Raw genomic sequence first — 19281 nt, 5'->3', positions numbered from 1 at the left:
CTTCGCGACTGCGTCCCGCGCATGCTGACCGGGACGCACAACGTTCCGGGCAACTTCACTTTCTACAATCAGCGCGGCCGCCGCCCTGGCCATGGGGTTCAAGCTGTCGAGCGCCCTGAGCCCGGGGCGGGCATGACAGTCGCAGCACGGACTTGAGCTGGCGCCGGTCGCCTTCGGGGAGAGCGTCGGGGTGTGTGAGGATCCAGCGAGTGACGGCGCGGGCCGATGGCGGCCGGGGGCCGACCGGTTGGGGTTTGCCGCGAAGGGTCCTGCTGACGTAGTCACGGACGCCGCCGTAGCCGCGTGGATAGCCCTGTTCCCTGATCTCCTCCCACAGTTTCCAGGCGTTGGTGCAGCCTTCCTGCCAACGCTGGTCGAGGTAGGGCTTGTAGGCGTCGAGCCTGGTCACACGACCTTGCCACTGCCCGGTGAACATCTCCTCCGGGGTGGCGGCGCGGGAGAAACGCAAGATCGTGTTCAGGGTCATGCCGAGTTGCCTGGCGACCGAACGCTTGCTGTGACCGGCGGCGAGGAGAGCGTGGATGGTGGCGTGCTTGGCACGGGTGCGTTCGGCGAACCGGTGCCCGGCCGGCCAGGGCGACAACGCGGCCGACTCGGCCTCCTCCTGAGGTTCCTCCGGCTGCATGGGCGTGGGCCACAGGCAGCCGCGCTGCCGGTAGACGCACTTCTCGGCGGCTTCGCCCAGGTTGTGCCAGAGATGCCATCGGTCGGCGACCTGGAGGGCTTGCGGGGCGCCGCGGGTGGCACCGTCGGCGAAGAAGGGAGCCCGGTCACGGCAGATGATCTCGATGCCAGGCCGTTCGGCGAGCCAGGCCGCGAGCGTGTCTGCCTCCCGGTCCGGCAAGAGGTCGATCGGACGGCGTGTTTCGACGTCGACGAGCACGGTTCCATAGATACGGCCCTTGCGCTGGGCGTATTCGTCCACGCCGACCACACGGGGTGTGGCAGTGGCGGGGTCCGGGAGCGAGGCGATCAGCCGCAACAGAGTGTTCCTGCTGACCGGGACTTTGAAGGCGTCCGTCATGCGGGCGCCAGCCCGGCCTGCGAGCGCAAGCCCCACCGACACCAACGTCGATCGCAGCCGCTCGGTCCGTCGTCCGAACAGGCGAGTGAGACCAGGGACTTGCTCAGCGAAGGTCTTGCGTGGGCAGGAGTCCTCCGCGCAGACGAATCGCCGCACCTGCAGGGTCACCACGACGAACTTGCCCGCGCTCGGCAGGTCACGAGGAAAACGCAGGTAGGAGCCATGTATCCGCCCTGACCAGCATCCGCACTCCGGACAGGCCGCCCGCCCTACGGTCGTCCGAGCTTCCACCTGGACGACCGTGTCGGTCACCTTCACCGATTCCACCAACACGCCCTCGACCGAGGAGAACAGCAGCTCATCCGGCTGCGGCAGCACTTCGTTCACGGCGAAGGACTGTCGACCACACTGCCCTCCCGCCGGGCGATTTTCGGGCGAACTCAATCGCCATCACACGAAGATCAACAGTCACCCTGGGTACGCGACCACACGAAGTGGACCAGAGCCCGAGTTTGGACAGCAGTTGTTCACCGTCTCGGGAGTCGGTTGGATCGGGGCGGGGTCGATGTTCACGAGAACGGGAGGCACCTGATCCGGAGCCTGTTCCGGGTGCCGGTCGGTGAGTGTTGAGGGGATTGTCGTGGAGTGGTCAACGGGATTGCTCGGGTTCGCCGCCGGGCTCCTGCTATCGGTCACCACTGCGCCCGTAGGCGTCTCCGGGGCGGTCTTCCTGCTGCCCGTTCAGGTCAGCGTGCTGGGCGTGCCGAGCCCGGCCGTGACACCCACGAACCTGCTCTACAACGTCGTGGCCGGCCCCGGTGCCCTCCTGCGCTACTGGCGAGCAGGGCGACTGGGCGGGCCACTGACCCGCCTACTCATCGCGGGCACCGTCCCTGGCGTCGTCATCGGCGCCGTGATCCGCGTATTCGCCGTTCCCGGCCCGCGCGTCTTCCGTCTCCTCGTCGCCGTGCTGCTGTTACCGCTCGGGCTGTGGCTGTGGCTCCGGAGCGTACGCCCGGCTCCACAGAGCGCCCGCGACCAGCCTTCGCCCCGCGCGACGACGTCGCTGGCCCTGGCCGTTGGTGTCGCCGGCGGCATCTACGGAATCGGGGGCGGCTCCCTGCTCGGCCCGATCCTCGTCGGCCGCGGCGCCCCCGTCTCCACCATCGCGCCGGCCGCCCTGGCCTCCACCTTCGTGACTTCCATGGTCGGCGCGGCCACCTACGCCCTCCTCTCCCTGGCCGCCACGGGCGACGTCGCTCCTGACTGGCTGTTGGGCCTGTCTTGCGGAGCCGGAGGACTTCTCGGCGGATACCTCGGCGCACACCTCCAGCCGCACCTGCCCGAAACCGCGCTCCGGCTCCTGCTCGGCACCCTCGCTACCAGCGTCGGCGCGCTCTACACAGTTCAGGTCCTTCGCTGACCGTGCTGCGTCCAGTCACCCACGGCCCGCTGGGGGAGCGTTCCCGCCGCATTGGGAGGCGGATTTCGAATCGCGGGTGGAGGACTTGCTGGCGGTTTCGGCCTCCCCAGGGCGCGCTCCCTTGTTGGGGTGGGCGGCGTTCTGGGCCCGCTTCTCCGATGTGCCGTGTTCCTTGGCCTGAGGGTCCCTGTCAGCACCGTCACGGCGCGGGACACGTCGGATCCGAGTCGGCGTCGCTTTCCGGCTGAGGCGGGTACGTCAGGTGGCCGTCCTTGACGTGCGCGTTCTTGTTCAGGACAGCCCGCTTCGCGGTGGCGGCGGACGTGATGTCCAAGACTTCGACGCCCGCGACGATCAACGCGTCGGTGATCAGCCTGCGATGGCAGCGCCAGGGAACCGCTTCGCTGCACATGATCGCGGGCCGTTCGTGTTCGGCCAGCTCCAGCAACTCGTGCAGGCCTTCCTTGAAGGCGTCGGTGTCCATGTAGTCGGCGTAATCGCGGAAGGCTTTTACCTGCCATGCGCCGTTCGCGCTCGGCACGCCTTTTGGGGTGTGCCGTCGGCCGCCCAGTTTTGGGATCCACCGGTATTCGATATCGGGAGGCAAGGCATCGATGATCGCTGGCTGGTTCCACTGCGGGAACTTTCTTGACGACGGGAACGAGCGGACATCGACCAGGCAGGTCACGTCATGGGCCCGGAGCATCTCCAGCACTTCGCTGAAGTCGCGGGTCGAATGCCCCACCGTACAGATCCGGTTCACCAGCCTGCCGTCTCGCTCATTTCCTACAGTTTCGTCAGAGCTACCCCTTTGTGGATGGCGATGTGATCGGTCCTGTCGCTTTTGATCTCATATTGCGGGTCGCTTTCGGTGCAGTGCCGCACGTACCCTTTGTACTCCACGTCCCGCGTGTGCTTCTTGATAATGACGCCCTCGACGTACCCGGCTTCGGAGTTCCATCGGACGTGGTCCCCCACAGCGAACTTCTCCGCCATCCCAAGCTCCTTTTGCTCGGCGTTCAGGCGCGCCCGGTCAGTCCTTGGCGGACCGTACGTAGACGCGTCCGCCGTCGGTCTTCGCCTCCCAGCGGGGCTCGTCGACGGCCGCCGGTCCGCGCATCACTTTGCCGTCTTTGAGCCGGAAGACGCTGGCATGCCAGGGGCAGCGGATACAGCCGTCGGCCATGACTTCGCCTTCGTCGAGCGGCCCGCCTGCGTGCGTGCAGGTGGCCGAGAGCGCGTGAAGGGACCCGTGGTGCCGGACGAGTACGACCGGCACTCCGTCCGCTGTCACTCGGAGGGGTTCGCCGTCGCCCAGGTCGGACTCCGCTGCGACGTCGGTCCAGTCGGTCACGGTCTGCTGGAACGCGGTGTGGTTGACGCCTACGCCCTGGACGAGCGACAGGTGCCCGCCCAAGTACGCGGCGCACGCGGTGATGCCGAGCCCGACTCCGCTCAGCGCCATCCCGAGCTCGTGCCGTCCCCGCCTGCGGGCGATCCAGGACGCCGCTTGTACTGCGGACGCCGTCATGTTGCAGACCGCGTGCACGAGGCCGACCCGTTGTGTGGCGCCGTAGGTGTCGGACCAGTCGGACGCTCCTGTCGCCGCGGCTGGCAGCGTGGCGATCAGTCCGATGCCGACGAGTCGACGGGCTGATGCGGCTCCGGCCTTGCCCGCGGTCAGGTCGAGGACGGAGGCCATGGTCCAGGCGCCGATGGGCACGTCCGTGAGCATCGGGTGCAGCGGGTGTCCCAGCCAGGTGCCGGACAGCGCGTTCTTGATCGCGTCGGGATGCGTTGCCCGCGCCACCCAGCCGGCAGCCTTGTGCGAGACGCCGTCGAGCGCCTGCAGGCCCTCGACCTGTTCGGTCAGCTTCGGCAACATGGTCGCTCCTTGTTGCGGACGGACAGGCTGAGCGGCTTTCGGAAAGCTACCGACCCATGGTCTCCCCTGGCCGGGCACCCGCCAACTCGAGCACCTCCCCTTGGACGCGACGACTCTCGGGCACACTCTTCTCGCGGAAACTCGCCAACATCTGTTCTCTTGATGACACCAGATGACGGTCGGCCAGTGACGGCTAGCGTGAAAGCGGGTGGATCATGTCCGCGGCCGAGGGTTATCCGGGCCGGGCGGCTGCCGACAGCCCCACCCTGGCCGAACTGGATGCGCGGCTCGTCCTGTGCCGGGCCTGCCCGCGCCTCGTCGCGTGGCGCGAGGAGAGCGCACGCGTCAAACGTCCAGCGTTCCAGGACTGGGACTACTGGGCGCGGCCCGTGCCCGGCTTCGGGCCCACGGACGCCTCGCTCGTCGTCACCGGCCTGGCACCTGCGGCGCACGGCGCCAACCGGACCGGCCGCATTTTCACCGGCGACCGGGCCGGCGACCTGTTGTACGCGACGCTGTACGACCTCGGCCTGGCCTCCCAGGCCGCATCGACGCGCCGGGACGACGGACTGGAGCTGTACGGGGTCAGGGTCACCGCGCCCGTCCACTGCGCACCGCCCGCCAACAGACCCACGCCTGGCGAGCGGGACACCTGCCGCCCGTGGCTGGCTCAGGAGCTGCGGCTGCTGTGGCCGACGATGCGCTCCGTCGTCGCACTGGGCGCCTTCGGCTGGCAGGCGGCGCTCTCCGCACTGGAGGAGGCTGGCTGGAGCGTGCCCCGGCCGCGCCCGATGTTTGGCCACGGCGCGCGGACGACACTCACTGCGTCGGACGGGACGGGCCCCGCGATCACGTTGTTCGGCTGCTACCACGTGAGCCAGCGCAACGTGTTCACCGGCCGGCTCACTCCGACGATGGTGCGCGAAGTGCTCGAGGCTGCCGCGCACTGCGCCGGCCTGCCCGTGGACGGAAACGGAACCGGCCCGGGGCCGCCCGGGTGACGACGACGCTCTCAGAGGGCGGTATGTGAGTGAGTAGATAGTTTGTCGTCGCCTGAATGTGTAGCAGTGTGGCGTTCCGGCGGGTGGGGGTCGTGGGCATCGTTCAGAGAGCAGCACTGGCGACCAAAGCCTCTGCCGAGGGTTTCGGACTAGACAGCTGCACACACGTCAAGCAATGGGAGAAACTGGGAAACTAGCGAGACTCGACGGACGAGCCTGCGAAGGAGCCGCGCGGTGGGCGACGAGTCGCTGTTCTATCGGCCGGGAAGCACGCTGCTGACCACGATCCGTGCGTATACGGGCGGGCCCGCGCCGAGTCGCCGTGACGACCCGGCCGTCCGTTTCCATCCCGGCGGAGTCGCGTACCACCAGGCGTACGGATACGTTCCCGTGATCAAACTGGGCTGGCCGGCGGTCCGCGCGGTCGCCGTCCTCCCCGGACCGGTCCCGGACCGTCAGGCTCTGTGCGTGTACCGGCTCAACGAACCACCGGAGCCCGACGTCCCGGCCAACGAACTATTCACCGGCACCGGGCGGGGCCTCGGAGTCCACTTCCATGCGCTGTTCGGCACGAAACTCGTGGTGCACCTGCACCACGTACGAGGCCCGTCCCTAAGGAAACTCGCCCAGCGCCTACCAGCCTGGACAGACGGCCGCATCACCCTCACCACCGAACGCCCAGCCTGAGAGGGCGGTAAGTGACGTGCTGCCTGTTTCGCGCTTGCGGCTGGGGTTGTCGGGCTGGTGGTGGCCTCTCCGGGTGGCTATGGCCGTGGCTGGGTGAACAACCCCTGCTCGGTCTCGATCAGGATCCCGCGTTCGACCAGCCGCTTGAGCTTCAGCCGGACGTTGTTGACGTTGCTGGGTGCGATCTCCAGATCCATCGCCTCGCAGACCGCCCGTGCCCGCAGCGGGGCGTCGGCCGCGGCGGACACCGCCATGATCTGCCGGTAGTCCGGATGGTCCGGCAGCTTCGCGGCCGGCGGCGTCGGCGGGGACGGATCAGGCAGCGCCTGCAGGGTCTTGCGGGTGATGCGGACCTCCTCGGCGACCCGGTCGAACTCCTCCAGTTGTGCGGTGAGTTCCGCGATGCGTCCCCGCGTGGCCTCGGCCTGCACGGCGATCTCGCGCTCTTGCTCCTCCAGGTGCGCCAGCACCGCTCCCAAGGTCAGCTCGCTGCCGCTCATGCGCCGCGCCAGGTGGGGGTGGAGGTCACGGTGAGCATCCGGGCCATCCGGTCGCTTATGGCCCAGTACACCCTCGACTCGGCGGAGGCGGGCCGGTGCTCGTAGTCCCGTACCAGCCTGCGGTGCAGCATCATGATCCCGTTCACCTGCTCCACCACCCACCTCTTGGGCTGCGGGACGAACCCGCTGGTCGCCGGGTTGCGCTCGACGACTTCGACGTCGATGCCCACTTTCTGCCCGTGGTCGATGACGGCGGTCTTGAACCCCTGGTCCACCAGGGCCTTGTGCACCGTGTCGGTGTCGGCGGCGACCTTGTCCAGCAGGGCGATGCCGGCGGCGTTGTCGTGCGCGGACGCGGCCAGCACCACCACCGCGATCACCAGACCGAGAACATCAACTGCCAGGCCGCGCTTGCGGCCTGGGACTTTATTTTGCCGCGTCCCTTCCGGTGGTGTCGGCGGGCACCCCGACGGCCGCGTGCAGGCTCTGGGTGTCGAGCACCACCAGGCTCGGGTCGGCCTTGCGCCCCCGGCTCTCGCGGACCTGCCAGCGCAGCAGGTCGTGGATGGTCTGGTCGGTGCCGTCGTCGCGGCACTTGTAGAAGTAGTACTTCACCGCACCGACCGGGGGCAGGTCGTGGGGGAGGTAGTCCCACTGGCAGCCGGTACGGGACTGGTAGAGCAGGGCATTGACGATCTCCCGCATCTCGTAGGCGCCCTGGTGGCCGCTGACGGAGGGATGCTGAGCCTTCCAGGAGGCGATGACGGGTTCGATCAGAGCCCACCGCTCGTCGGACAAGTCGCTCTTGTAGGGCTGGCGGTCGCTCACGAAGAACACTCCAGCACGACAGGACTCCCCGATCAGCCCCGATGCGCCTGCGCCACACGTTCCAGCGACAACAAACGTGGCATCACGTCACATACCGCCCTCTGAGTGTCGGCGGGACTGGCACTCGCGGGGCCTGTAGCGCTCGGGTTTCGGTCAGCGTTCGATGTGATAGCGGCTTTGGGAGATGATGGCCTGGCGGAGTTTTGTGGTGAAGTCGGGGGTTCGGGCGATGCGGTCGACGCCGCCGGCTTTGCTGTGGCGTAGGGCACTTTTGAAGTTTTGCTCCAGGGTGCCGGTCATGCGGGTCATCAGGTCGTCGCTGAGGTGGGCGAGGTCGATGTTGAGGAGATCTCGTGTGGTGGGCTGGCGCAGCCGGGTGAGGGTGTAGGCGGACATGGAGGCCAGGGGATAGAGCCAGTTCTCCAGGGAATCGCCCAGCAGCGGCCGGTCTTCGGCGTACCGGGTGAGGAACATGCGCAGCCTGGTGTGGACATCGAGGCAGAGGCGGTAGATGTCCAGGTCGTGTCGGGACGAGAAGATCTGGGTGTAGTGCTGATCATCCAGCAGCAGGGCATCGGAGTGCCGCAACGCCGTGTGCGGCTCATGCTGGACGAAGGCCGTGAACTCCCGTGCCAGACGGGACATGCTGACAACCCGTTCAAGTGGGAAGCCGAGGTTGCGGTAGTAGCTGGCGCGGCGTTCGTAGTAGTAGCCGCCGGCGTGCGTGAGGCTCTCCTCGATATCCTTCTGGATGGATTCGGTAGCCCGCAGGGCACCGGCAGGCAGCTGTGTCTGACTGTTGGTGGCTCGGATGATGCGGTCACGGGCGGTGCCGGACTCGGGGGCGACGACGACCTTGACCAGGAGCGAGCGGTCACGGTGCTGGCCGCCGCTTTGGAAATAGCTGTAGATTTCGTGACTAGTCTGCAGCCCGTTGACGATCTGGGGCTCCTTGACGACGATCCTCTTGCCGGCGATCTGGGCGGCGTCCGCGACCACCGTGACACCGTTGTTGAACCACCAGAAGTCCTCGCCGGTCCCGGACTTGAGGGTCTCACCGATGGCGTTGTTCACCGCGGTGGACCCTGCGTAGTCGCGCACGTTCGACTCGAACAGCTCCAGCCGCAACGCCTCGTTGCCGGACGTGATGAAGCGGTAGTACTCGTCCAGGCGTGCCAGGCACACGTACCCCTCGCCGAGCGAGGTGCTCATCGGGGTCTCGGTGAAGACCAGTTGTGCGACAGCTTTGGCACCCCGGGCGGTGCGCTCGCGTAGATCTGCGGCGTTGAGGTACTCGATGGTGGCCTCGGAATCGGAGGTGATCTTCGCGATTTCCCTGCGTAACCGGTCGCCCTTGGCCTTCACATTCGGGTGCGGCGCCTCGGATGCTTTGCTGGCATAGATCACCTTGATGCGGACCTGGGGGAAGGAGGACGCCAGTTCTTCGAGGATGTGCAGGAAGCGCCGTGTGCGGTCCAGGAGTCTGGCGTTGGTGTGGCTGGCCAGGTCGTCCTCGTCGCGGCTCATGTCCAGCAGCGCGGGCAGATGGAAGTGCAGCTTCTCGATTACGGTTTCCTGGTAGCCCGAGGTGTTTTTCGCCTGCAGGATCACCAGCTCGATCTTCCCCGCCCGCGACGGCAGGAACTGATGAGCGTCGGCGGTGATGTAGCGCTCGTCCACGAAGGTCCAGATGCCGTCGATGCCGCAGTCGTGCGCCCCGTCCACGATGCCGTCCATGATCTCGTCGGTGTCGAGATCCCAGTCCTGCAGTGCTTTGTCGGCAGCAAAGAAGGTAAAGAAGTCGTCGCGGCTCTTCTCAGGCGCCAGCTTTCGGTGTTGGTCCTCCAGGATGCGGTCCAGCAGCCGCTGGTCATTGTTTTGGGCCGACGTCATGCAGCACCTCCATCAAGGAGCCAGAACCCGGACAAAGAGATGCTGACAGGCTGATGTCACGGTGAACACCCTGCACACCGACAGGAGTTGGAGGAAGGGGGCAGATGCTCTCGTGTCGGTGCCACTTCGACCTGGCGGTACGCAGGTGCTCACCGGTGGACGCCCTGGCGAACAACGTGTCGTAATCAGTGACTTCGTCAACTACCGGGACCCGGTGCGGCCTGAGACCTGCCGGGAGGCCGTCGACCTGGCCGAAACTTTGCTGCCCGCCCCCCCGGGTGGCACCCGCGCGGTCGTCCTCGTCACCGGCACCACCCAGCTGGCCCTGTGACGCACCCTGCTGACGGGAGTCGAACCCACCTCGGCCGCTTCCAGTGTGCTGCGCCGCCGCGACCCCCGCAGCCTGCGCGGCTGGGCTCAGTGGGTCAACATGTTCCACACGGAGGACCGCCTGGTGCGTCTCCATGAGCTGACCGGCGGCTGGCGTCAACTGCTTAAAGACACGCTTCATGTATTCGACCGAGAGGACACCCAATTGCGCTTGGAACCGGTGTTGCGCCAGTGAGTGGCGCCGATTCGCATGGTTGACGGCGAGCGGCTGCCGCCCGATGCCTGGCGCGGCCTATGCATTGCAGGCTGATGAAGGGTGTTGCTGCGCATGCAGGCGGTGTGATGCCGCGGCGGCATACGTCCTCACCTGCTAGACGGTCTACCCGTAGACTCTTCTGTCTGGGTAGACAAGAGAGTTGCGTCTCTGTCAGTCTTCTTGGTGCCGCCGCGTGTACGCGGCTTCTGGGGAGAGGGGTGGGAGTCATGGCAGAGTTTGATCAGCAGTTTGTTTCGGTGCCGGTTCCGCGGGAGTACGTCACGCAGGTGTACGCGTTCCTGGCGAGCCTGTCCGGGGCGACGGTCCCTTCGCCTGCGGCGCCTTCGGAGGTGTCTGGGGCGGACGGGGATGGCGGCTGGCCGTACCGGGAGTGGGGCGTCGAGGACCTGGGGGACCTGGCCGCGAGTCAACTGGCCTCGGTGCAGACCGTGATCGGTCTGCTGGACGTTCTGGCTGAGCAGCCGGGGAGCAAGGTGGGCTACACGTTTCTGGTCGATAGGCTCGGGGTCGAGCGGAATCAGTTGCGTGGCTCGCTGGCCGCGTTCACCCGCGTGGTGCACAAGCACTACCGGCGGCGTAACTGGCCCATGTCCTGGGAGGAAGGTCCGGGCCAGAGCGACGGGTTCAAGTCCGAGTTCTTCTACACCGTGACCGAGGACCTCGCTGCGCGCTGGAAGGAAGTGCGCGCACAGCGGTAACAAGGGCCAATGGGGCCCAGGTCGGGATTCCCTACACCGGCTGCAGTCGCCCGATGGCTGCAGCGCCGTTTGATGCGTCGTTGATGTCGTCGCCAGGAGAGAGGCAGTCTTCATGTCCGGGCCCGTGCAGGACTCGTCGCTTGACCATTTCGGCCCCGACGGGATGCGCCGGATTCCTGTTCCTGGCGCCTACAGGGTACGTCTGCCCGACGGAGCCCGCCGGCAGCTGGAGAGCGTGGGAGTGCCGCTCATCGTGGCCCCCTACTTCACCGCGGCGAGCCCTTCGGACGCCCTCACGCTCGGCGTGTTCGCAGGTCACCATGACCTTGAGCCGCCGCCTGCCGACATGACCGACTGGCTGCGCATCGGCACCGACCGCCTGGCGCACCTGTGTGTGCGTCCCGACGGCACCGTGCAGGCCGTGTTCCTGGACGCGGTGGGGGAGGACGACATGCTGGTCTCCTCGAGCCTGGCCGCGTTCACCGCCCAACTCGCCTGCCTGGACCGCCGACTGCCCGTGATCGCCGCATCGAGGGACCTCTCGGTGGCCGCGGCCGCGTTCCGCGAACTCAACGCTGAACTGCGCCTGATCGACGAGGCGGCGTTCGACGCGCGCGAACGCTGGTGGCCGCGTGTCCTGGACGACGTCCGTCACACCCTGAACTTCCCGTTCTCCTCCGCATTCGAGTACCTCGACGACGCAGGCAGCAAGCAGATCGTCACCGACGCCACCGGACCGGGGCGCGCCCACCCCGAGGAACTTCTCTGGAGCCGGCTCGAGGAACAGGGCATTGCGCCGGAACAGGTCCGCCGCGTCTACTGCGAACTGCAGCCGTGCATGATGCCGGGCCACTACTGCGCCGTCTGGCTGCAACGCACCTTCCCTCACGCCGAGTTCACCCACAGCTTCGACTACGGGCCGGAAGCGGCGTCCCGCGAGGAAGGCCTCAAGGAACTGATCACCTACGCGGCGCAGCAGGCCCGGCGGTGAGCATCCAGAGCTGGCGGCGGCCGGCAGCCGGACGGGAGCCGGCCGCGGCCGCCCTGCTGGCCTGGCTGACAGACTCGGACGCACCTCGCATGTGCCTGGTAACTGGCAGTGCAGGCTGCGGCAAATCGGAACTGCTGGCCTGGCTGGTCGCGCACGGCTCACGGCCTGGCACATCTACCGAGCGCCGTGTGCACGCCGTGGCCCCCCTGCACGGCATCGGCCTGCACGGCGCGGTCTGGGACCTGGCCCATCAGCTCGGCGCCGCCGCCCGCACTCCCGGCGAGCTGATAGCCGCACTGGCAGCCGACCAGCGGCCGACCACGATCGTGCTGCCCGACCTGGACCACTCGGCAGACCCAGAGTCCTTGAGCGAACTGGCCCTGGCCCTGGCCAACCTGCAGCACGTCCGACTCCTGGTCGAAGTGACCCACGACAGCCCACCGGCCGCACGGCTCAGCACACGCGCACCGGCCGTCATGGACCTCGACCACGACCAGTGGACTGACGCCGCCCGCCTCGCTGCCTGGCAAGCAGCCAATCCTGCCGTCCCCGCCCAGCACCCGCAGACGCCGGACTTTGCCATCGATCTGGACGACCCGGCTCAAGTCGTTGGCGCCGACCCAATGACGGTGACCACCCGGTACGAGACCAGCCCCACAGACCACGCAGGGCTGCGCACTGCCTGGCTGCGCGCGGGCCAGTCGCTCACCAACGAACCACACCCCGCAACCCGCGCCCTCATCCTCCAGACCGCCCTCGGCGACAACGCCGACCCACGCCTGGCGGACCATCTGGCAGAGCTCGCCGAAGACGCCCCCTGGCGTCTCGTCTGGAGCCGGGCCAGCGGCGACGTCAGACCGCCCTGGCCCGGCCCCGTCCGCGCGCTGGCGACCGGACGCGACGCGCTCGACGGCACCGTCTTGATGGCCGACCACCGAGGGATTGTGCGTGCCGTAAGCGCGGCCGACGCAGCCCCTCAAGGCCGCCTGCCAAGACCCTTCCCCGCGACCCGCACCCTGGCCGTGCTGCCCGGCGGGATGGCCCTCACCCTGAACAGTCAGGGCCACCTGGACACCCAGCACAGCCCCGCGGCGCCCAAACCGACCGGCATCCAGGCCCTCCTGGACGACGGAACCAGCCCCACGGAACAACTCCTCGACACTGTCCGCGCCCACCTGGCACGCCAGCCAGGCCAGGTCCTCGCCGCATCCGGCACCCTGCTGGCTACCGCGGACCGAGCCGGCTGTGTGCACGCCCATCTACTGGACCAGCCGTCAGCCCGGCCGCAAGTGGCAACCCTTCACCCGACGCCCGTCACAGCCCTGGCAGTCATGGACGTCAAATCGTCGGACGACACGGATCCCCTGCCCCTGGTGTACAGCGGCGGGGCCGACGGCCACGTCCGCGTCTGGTCGCCCGGTCATGATCCACTGTCAACACCGGTTGCCACACGGGAGGTTGCGGTCTCTGCCCTGGCCGCCGCACAGGTTGAAGGCGAGCCCACGCTCGCCATCGCCTGGACGGACGGCCTGGTCGAGCACCACTCGCTCAGCTCCGGCACAGTGCGCCCCCTGCGCCTGGGCTCGGCGGTGCATGCCCTCGCCCTAACCGCCGTCGGCAGCCTGATTGTTGGAACCGATGAGATGGTCGGCTGCCTGCGCCCCTGCTGAACCCACCGGGGCTCAAACAGAACGGTCCACGGTTGACGATCTTTTACTTACCGTAAAGGGTAGGGAGGTTGAAGCTTTACGGGGGAAGGACAATGTGTGGGAAAGAAGCTGCCCGACGAGCTCGTCGAGGTGCTCGACCTCGTCGGCGTCAAGTGGCCCAACATAGACGAGGACGAGGTCCGCGGCAGCGCCAAGGACTACCGCCACCTGGCCGAGGGCATCCGCGACGTCATCACCGAGGGCAACAAGGCCTGCTCTCATATCGTCGCCGGCCGCAGTAAGGGCAAGACCGTCGATGCGCTCGACCGGCGCTGGGGCAAACTCACCACCAAAGACCTGACCACCTTCATTAAAGCCCTCGACGATCTGGCAGATGCCCTCGACGACTGCGCCGGCTTCATCGAAGGTTGCAAGATCGCCTGCATCGCCGAGCTGAGCACCGCCGCCGCGGCCGCCACCGCAGGCGTCATCGGCATGTTCTTCACCGTCGGCCTCAGCGGCCTGCTCAGCGCAGCAGCCATCGCCGCCTGCCGCTTCGCCCTGCACGAAGCCATCGACTACGCCATCGGCGAGATCACCTCGGTCGTCACTGACAAGATCGAGGCAAAGATCCTCGGCAAGATCGAGGACCTGTTCACCGACCAGCTCGACGCCCACGACGACAACGACCTCTCCCGCTACGCCACCGGTAGCGCCGACATGGCCCAGGACCTGGCCATCGAGTTCGATGAGTTCGAGAAGGCCTCGGGCGGCTACGACGAGACCAAGCGCAACTTCGATAAGAAGAAGAACGCGCACAAGACCGGCGGTGCCAAGCGCCGCAGTTCCGTCAAGAAGGACAGCCGCTTCCACAAACTGTCCACCGTCATGGACAAGGCCGAGGACGCCGTCGAGAAGAAGACCGACGAAACCGTCCACGTCCTGGAGAAGCACGGCGGCAAGATCGACGACTCCAAGAAGGAACACAAGAAGAGCGACGAGAAGACCAAACGCGACCTCGACGGCTGCAAGGACGTCCGGACCTACATCCTCAACTCGGACGGCTCCGTGGACCGGCTACTACCCAACGGGCAGATCGATTCGGACGGCCTGACAGCGACAGACCGCAGGAACCTGACCAGCATTATCGAGCCGGACGGGACGGTCTGGCGCCCCCAGACCGACAAGGATCTCCGCAAGTGGCGCACCGGCAAAGGGCACACCGGCGTCGTCACTTCCAAAAAGGTCGACCCGTTCACCAACGACCTCGGCCAGGCCACCCAGCTGGCACGCAAGGCCCGCGACGACTACGGGGCCGGGAACTACGCCGCCGGCCGCTACATCGACCCGAAAAGCAACCAGGAATCCATCCTCGTCGGCTACAGCGACGACCGGTTCCACTCCGAACGCAACATCGGCCACCCCCTACTGCACAACGGAGCACAGTCAGGCCTGCAAGAGGTTTTCACAGAAAGAGAACCATGTCAGAAGAATCCAAGATGCAACAAATGGCTTGACTACTACTTCAAGCCGGCCAACCCCGACCTGACCGTCACCCATGCCGCCGACTACGATCAGAGTGACAAGTCCACCCAGAACAAAGAGCACGCGGCCTACATGGACCGGCTCAAGAAGGCGCACGGGAAGAACTGAGGCGTGATCCCTTGAAGAGCACTCTGACCGCCGACCAGCTCGTGCGCGCTCACGGCCTGGACAACATCGTGTACTTCCCTCAACACACAGGCACGCCGTTGGAACCCGCCACAGCAGCCTTCCTCAGCGCTGTCGGCATCCCCAACATGCGCCTGTTCAAGACACGAGCCGACATCGGACTCGAGGACCCCGACCCCGTCGAGCTCGGAGCCCTCTTCGACCTTGAGGACGACGACTTCGACTGCCCGGCCGAACGCCGACACTGGCAGACCCTCGGCTACCTGCGCACCACCCTCATCGTCATCGACCCGGACTCCGGTGCCGTACACGGCTACCCGGAGGGCGAAGAAGACAGCCTGCCGCTGCACCGCGACGTGGAATCACTCGCCTACTGCCTGACCGAGTTCCGCAAACTCCAGGATGCTCACGCCCACAAAGACAACACTGAAGTAATCGTTCACCACTTCCGCGAGGCCGTCACCGCCTTCGATGCCACCCCCCTCGAAGATGACGAATCAGAGTGGAACACCATCCTCGATGAAATCCTCGACGGGATCTGGTAACTGCAACGCCCCACCAAGATTCCTCGTATCAGCCGTGCTGGTCACCAGACGAACCAGTGGGCGCATTCGGCCTGTCGGGCGTGTACTCCCCCCGCTGTAACGCAGCACACAACCGTCTGAGGTCGCCGACCGGACCGCCCGAGCAGGCCACCCAATCCCCGTCCTCGAACTTAGCGGGATCGATGCTGGGACGCGCCGTGTCGACGTTGACGAACTCGTGGCGCTGGCACAGGTCTTCGGACTTAGCCCTGAGCAACTGCTGGAGCCGCCGGCGGACTGTGAGCACTGCCATGGCGCGCCGCCAGCCGGATTCATCTGCGCGCGGTGTGAAGCCGCCAGCCTGCCCGAGCGCGCACCGGCTGAACCCACCGCATAACGAAGGCCCCGCCTGGAACTCCAGGCGGGGCCACGGTGGGATGCGAGATCAGTACGCGCCGGCATCTCTCAGCTCGTCACGCACGGCGTCAAAATTCTCAGGGCAATACGCCTTCGTCCCCGTCGCCACAAGTGTGTACGCGTCCTGCTTCACCGTCCCCCAGTCGTCGCCGATCGGGTACAAGTTGCCCTCGCCGAGGAGCTGTCCAGTGTTCAGACCGTCGCACCACTGTGGCGGGAACGCGGTCAACTCGTCGTCCGACGGCTCCCCGTTGAAGGTGATCTCGTGGGCCGCTTTGAGGTAACGGGTTTCCTTGCTGATGGTCGGCTTGGCCTTTGGTGTCGTGGTCGCCTTCCCGTCCTCGCTTGCGCCGCAAGCGGTGAGGCTGGCGAGCAGGGCGGCGGCGAGTAAGGCGGTGGCGGTGCGGCGCATGGTGTCCCCCAGGTTCGGTGTAGTGGTGGGCATGATGCGCAGATGTGGGGACCGTGTGAAGTTGGAGTGTTCAGGTTGTGGCATAGAGGGGCCCCGCAATGACGGGGGAACGTGGCGGGGCCCGGACTTCAGTGTGTCAGCGCTCGTCCGTCGGTGCGCCTGGAACACGCGGGGTGCGTGGAGTGAGGCCCCGCCGCGACGGGGGCGCAGCGGGGCCTGGATCAGCGGCGGTTCAGCCGATGCCCCACTGGCCGGTCTGGTCCGAGAAGCCGGAGTCCATGGCGAACTGCACCTGCGTCACCTTCGAGCTAGTCGGGGCCTCGAACACGATCCAGCCGAGTGCCTTCCCGCCAGGGGTCAGCTTGACGCTGGACGACATGGACGGGCCGGCCGTGATGTCCCCGAACGTGGACTGGAACTGCTGTCCCTCGGCGTCGGCGACCTGAGCCCCGTTGGAGGGGCTGTCGTTGTACGCCTTGGTGCCGGAGTTGACGAGCTTGAACTGGACGCCGATCCAGCGCTTACCGGACTCCGGGGTCATGAAGTCGTCGCTGCTCTTGGCGGGGTCGACGACCTTGACGACGGTGACGTCGAGCTGACTACCGTCTTCCATGCCCTTGAGGGTGATGGTGTCGCCGGTCTTGGCGTCCTTCTTTGCGGCTTCCTTGGCCGGCTTCTCGGCCGGCTTCTTGGCGGGCTTGTCGTCCGCCTTGATGTCGCTCTTCTTGTTCGGAGTGGTGGTGACCTCGGAGCCGCTGTTGCATGCGGCGGTGAGGGGGAGGAGGCCCGCGAGGAGCAGGGCTGCAACGGTCTTGGCGGCGCGGTTCATTGGCAAGGGTGCCCTTTCTGTGAGCGACATGTGTGTGACCTGTGAAGGAGGCGGATGGTTGTACACCGCCGCTACTTTTTCTTTGGCGCGCACGGGACCGGCTTCTCCTGACCGGGTAGTAGCCGCCGCGACTGGCCTTGCACTCGGTGGCGTGCTCGGTGTCTTCTGCTGCGCACGGGTTCATGGGTTGGTCAGCGGCCCCAGCAATTCGCGAGGACCGCAGTGACCAAGAACGTGTTGTCCTGGTGGTGGTGGACGACGTGCACTAGGCGCAGATGGTCCGGGTCGACGGTGACCCCGGTCTCTTCGCGCAGCTCCCGTGCGGCGCCCAAGCGCAGGGGCTCCCCTGATCGAGCTTGCCCGACGGCAGGTGCCAACGGCCGTAGCCGTAGGGGCCGCCGCGTTGGGAGAAGAGCAGCTTGTCGCCGTCGCGGAGGATGACATGGGTGTCGATCAGGGGTTTTGCGACTTTCGGGTTCATGTTTCCTTGGGGGGTTGTTGAGGTCGGGGAAAGTGCCGACGCTGCTGGCGGCTCGGGGGTGCGCGTCGGCGATTGCGGATGCGACGTCCGATGGGGTGGCATCGCTTTCGCCGGTGATCAGCCGAGGCCACAGAAGTAGGCCGCGCTACGCGGCCGGAACGGATTCGAGGTGCTCGATCGCGCGGTTGCGGTTGTAGACCATCGCGTTGATGGCGAGGGCTTGGAGGCCGAGAAGGGCTAGGCGTTGATCACGTTCTTGGACTCGGCGCGGTGGCGCCCCTTGGGGAGAGCCGTCTTGGCCGTCAGTCCTCGCGACTGCCACGCGTTGTCACGAAGCTTGAACAGAGCCCAGTAGCGGGTGGGGCACAGCAGCACGATGTTCATAAACACGGACGACGGGGTTCCGACAAGCCACGAGCGCCACCGCTGGCGTGTGGTCATGTCCGGCCGCATGAGTACGTACAGACCTGACTGGCCGTATCGGACTACGAGGTACACCGCGAGGTACACCAGGGCCACGCCGGGGTTGTGGTATCGGCCGCCCAGGGTCATCACCGTCATCACGACAGTCCAGGCCAGCATCACAGGGGTGATGACGAGCTGGAGCAGACCGAAGGTCGGCGAGATGAGCTGCTTGAGGGACAGCCGCGAGTACACGAACGGCAGCATCCACCACCATGACCGGGCCCAGCGCAGACGCTGGCGGTAGGTCTTCTTCAGCGTGGTGGGCATGTCAGTGACCACGCCGGCCTCATTGACGGCCACGACCTCACCGCGCATGAGGGCCCTCAGCGCCAGCCAGCGATCGTCCCCGGTTCCGCACTCCACCTCGTAAGCGTCCAGGTGGTCGTAGAGCAGCTCTGCCCTGTACAGGGCCAAGGCGCCCGACGTGGTCTCCAGTGCTCCGAGCATGGAGCGCGAGGAGCGCATCATCACGCACGAGGTGCCGATGTCGATGTCCGCAGCCCTGGAGACCCAGGTCTCCTCGAAGTTGCGGATGTAGATCATCCCAGTGGTGGCCTGAATCCGCGGGTTGCTCATGGCCCGGAGCTGCTGCTCCAGAGCATCCGGGAAGGGCTCGCCGTCTGAGTCGATGGTGAGGACGAAGTCGAAGTGCTTGCCCTGCGCCTGGAGGTGACGCAGTACCGTGACCTGGGCCCCGCGCTTGCCCTTGTTCTCCTGCCGGTGCCAGAAGACCTGGGGGTGGTCGAAGGGCTCCACGGGGTGTTGCTGCGAGCCGTCGTCGATCACATGGATCTCATCGAGGGGATGCGTCTGGGCCAGCAGCGACCACACGGTGCGGTGCAGTTTGTCCGTGGGCTCTTCGAAGGCCGGGATGATGGCTACCGTGCGGCCGCGAGCCACGGGCAGGTGTGTGAAGGACCGGCCCTTCAGGAACGAGACCAGGCAGAGCACGATCACCATCATGCCCAGCCACCAGTAGAACGTCAGGATCGGGCTCTTCGACTGGAGGTGGACCACCACGGTGGCAGCGGCCAGAGCCGCTACCACCACAGCAGTCACCACGGTGAATCTCGCCCGTGATGAAGTGCTCAAGCGGTCACCCGCTTAGTCCGGGTCGCCAGGCGGAAGACCGCCACGCCGCTGATCACGAGGAGCATGGCTCCCAATACGATCCACCCCAGCGCCGTGCCGCCCGTGGCGGCGAGAGCGGCTCCTCCAGTGGCGGTGCCGATCGCGGCACCCACACCATTGTGTCCGTACATGTGTTCCTCCTTT

General features: G+C 66.6%; 19 protein-coding genes and 2 pseudogenes. 9 read left to right on the top strand and 12 right to left on the bottom strand.

The window, feature by feature from the left end:
- Positions 1-55: 55 nt before the first annotated feature.
- Positions 56-1432 carry an ISL3 family transposase gene (locus OG574_RS48760; protein WP_326771365.1) on the bottom strand — a complete coding sequence of 459 codons (1377 nt, stop codon included), beginning with the start codon at positions 1430-1432 and terminating at the stop codon, positions 56-58.
- A gap of 253 nt (positions 1433-1685) precedes the next feature.
- Here OG574_RS48760 and OG574_RS48755 point away from each other — a divergent pair, with 253 nt between their 5' ends.
- Complete coding sequence (locus OG574_RS48755) at positions 1686-2468, top strand: sulfite exporter TauE/SafE family protein (protein ID WP_326771364.1); 783 nt, start codon at positions 1686-1688, stop codon at positions 2466-2468.
- A 199-nt stretch (positions 2469-2667) separates the two neighbouring features.
- On the opposite strand, the gene OG574_RS48750 is transcribed toward OG574_RS48755, so the two are convergent.
- Genes OG574_RS48750 through OG574_RS48740 form a run of 3 tightly spaced genes read right to left on the bottom strand, consistent with a single transcriptional unit; the run spans position 2668 to position 4353 of the window.
- The gene (locus OG574_RS48750; protein WP_326771363.1) at positions 2668-3231 is read right to left on the bottom strand and encodes a DUF488 domain-containing protein; all 564 of its coding nucleotides are present in this window, start codon (positions 3229-3231) and stop codon (positions 2668-2670) included.
- 23 nt (positions 3232-3254) lie between these two features.
- Entirely contained in the window at positions 3255-3464 is a 210-nt protein-coding gene (locus OG574_RS48745; RefSeq protein WP_326771362.1) for a DUF2945 domain-containing protein, read from the bottom strand.
- A 37-nt stretch (positions 3465-3501) separates the two neighbouring features.
- Entirely contained in the window at positions 3502-4353 is an 852-nt protein-coding gene (locus OG574_RS48740) for a Rieske 2Fe-2S domain-containing protein (RefSeq protein ID WP_326771361.1), read from the bottom strand.
- A 215-nt stretch (positions 4354-4568) separates the two neighbouring features.
- On the opposite strand from OG574_RS48740, the gene OG574_RS48735 reads away from it, so the two are divergent.
- Both OG574_RS48735 and OG574_RS48730 read left to right on the top strand, forming a co-directional pair.
- Complete coding sequence (locus OG574_RS48735) at positions 4569-5354, top strand: uracil-DNA glycosylase (protein ID WP_326771360.1); 786 nt, start codon at positions 4569-4571, stop codon at positions 5352-5354.
- Between the two features lie 234 nt (positions 5355-5588).
- Complete coding sequence (locus OG574_RS48730) at positions 5589-6041, top strand: hypothetical protein (protein ID WP_326771359.1); 453 nt, start codon at positions 5589-5591, stop codon at positions 6039-6041.
- 77 nt (positions 6042-6118) lie between these two features.
- On the opposite strand, the gene OG574_RS48725 is transcribed toward OG574_RS48730, so the two are convergent.
- The 3 genes and pseudogenes from OG574_RS48725 to OG574_RS48715 all read right to left on the bottom strand — a co-directional run bounded on the left by OG574_RS48725 (position 6119) and on the right by OG574_RS48715 (position 9262).
- Complete coding sequence (locus OG574_RS48725) at positions 6119-6541, bottom strand: hypothetical protein (RefSeq protein WP_326771358.1); 423 nt, start codon at positions 6539-6541, stop codon at positions 6119-6121.
- Positions 6538-7369 (bottom strand): annotated as a pseudogene (locus tag OG574_RS48720) (IS5 family transposase). The gene OG574_RS48725 and the pseudogene OG574_RS48720 overlap by 4 nt, the downstream one beginning before the upstream one ends.
- A gap of 153 nt (positions 7370-7522) precedes the next feature.
- The gene (locus tag OG574_RS48715; protein ID WP_326771357.1) at positions 7523-9262 is read right to left on the bottom strand and encodes an AIPR family protein; all 1740 of its coding nucleotides are present in this window, start codon (positions 9260-9262) and stop codon (positions 7523-7525) included.
- Between the two features lie 376 nt (positions 9263-9638).
- Here OG574_RS48715 and OG574_RS48710 point away from each other — a divergent pair, with 376 nt between their 5' ends.
- From OG574_RS48710 to OG574_RS48685, 6 genes are all read left to right on the top strand, one after another.
- Positions 9639-9827 (top strand): hypothetical protein, encoded by a 189-nt coding sequence (locus OG574_RS48710; RefSeq protein WP_326771356.1) that lies wholly within the window; start codon positions 9639-9641, stop codon positions 9825-9827.
- A gap of 248 nt (positions 9828-10075) precedes the next feature.
- The gene (locus tag OG574_RS48705) at positions 10076-10567 is read left to right on the top strand and encodes a hypothetical protein (protein WP_326771355.1); all 492 of its coding nucleotides are present in this window, start codon (positions 10076-10078) and stop codon (positions 10565-10567) included.
- A gap of 112 nt (positions 10568-10679) precedes the next feature.
- Complete coding sequence (locus OG574_RS48700; RefSeq protein ID WP_326771354.1) at positions 10680-11558, top strand: nucleic acid/nucleotide deaminase domain-containing protein; 879 nt, start codon at positions 10680-10682, stop codon at positions 11556-11558.
- A gap of 188 nt (positions 11559-11746) precedes the next feature.
- A complete protein-coding gene (locus tag OG574_RS48695) occupies positions 11747-13228 on the top strand; it encodes a hypothetical protein (RefSeq protein ID WP_326771353.1) in 1482 nt (493 codons plus the stop codon).
- Between the two features lie 96 nt (positions 13229-13324).
- The gene (locus OG574_RS48690; protein WP_326771352.1) at positions 13325-14860 is read left to right on the top strand and encodes a nucleic acid/nucleotide deaminase domain-containing protein; all 1536 of its coding nucleotides are present in this window, start codon (positions 13325-13327) and stop codon (positions 14858-14860) included.
- Positions 14861-14871: 11 nt separating this feature from the next.
- Positions 14872-15423 carry an SUKH-4 family immunity protein gene (locus tag OG574_RS48685; protein ID WP_326771351.1) on the top strand — a complete coding sequence of 184 codons (552 nt, stop codon included), beginning with the start codon at positions 14872-14874 and terminating at the stop codon, positions 15421-15423.
- A 424-nt stretch (positions 15424-15847) separates the two neighbouring features.
- Here OG574_RS48685 and OG574_RS48680 read toward each other — a convergent pair whose 3' ends face one another.
- The 5 genes and pseudogenes from OG574_RS48680 to OG574_RS48660 form a co-directional block, all read right to left on the bottom strand.
- Complete coding sequence (locus OG574_RS48680; RefSeq protein ID WP_326771350.1) at positions 15848-16264, bottom strand: hypothetical protein; 417 nt, start codon at positions 16262-16264, stop codon at positions 15848-15850.
- A gap of 199 nt (positions 16265-16463) precedes the next feature.
- Positions 16464-17060: a DUF4352 domain-containing protein gene (locus tag OG574_RS48675; protein WP_326771349.1), complete on the bottom strand. Its 597-nt coding sequence runs from the start codon at positions 17058-17060 to the stop codon at positions 16464-16466.
- Between the two features lie 242 nt (positions 17061-17302).
- Positions 17303-17541 (bottom strand): annotated as a pseudogene (locus tag OG574_RS48670) (NUDIX domain-containing protein); the annotation flags it as partial.
- A 237-nt stretch (positions 17542-17778) separates the two neighbouring features.
- Entirely contained in the window at positions 17779-19065 is a 1287-nt protein-coding gene (locus OG574_RS48665) for a glycosyltransferase family 2 protein (protein ID WP_326771348.1), read from the bottom strand.
- A 29-nt stretch (positions 19066-19094) separates the two neighbouring features.
- Positions 19095-19268 (bottom strand): hypothetical protein, encoded by a 174-nt coding sequence (locus tag OG574_RS48660; protein ID WP_326771347.1) that lies wholly within the window; start codon positions 19266-19268, stop codon positions 19095-19097.
- Between the last annotated feature and the right edge of the window lie 13 nt (positions 19269-19281).

This window comes from Streptomyces sp. NBC_01445 (assembly GCF_035918235.1).
Classification (GTDB): domain Bacteria; phylum Actinomycetota; class Actinomycetes; order Streptomycetales; family Streptomycetaceae; genus Streptomyces.
This window is presented reverse-complemented; position numbering and strand designations above follow the sequence as displayed.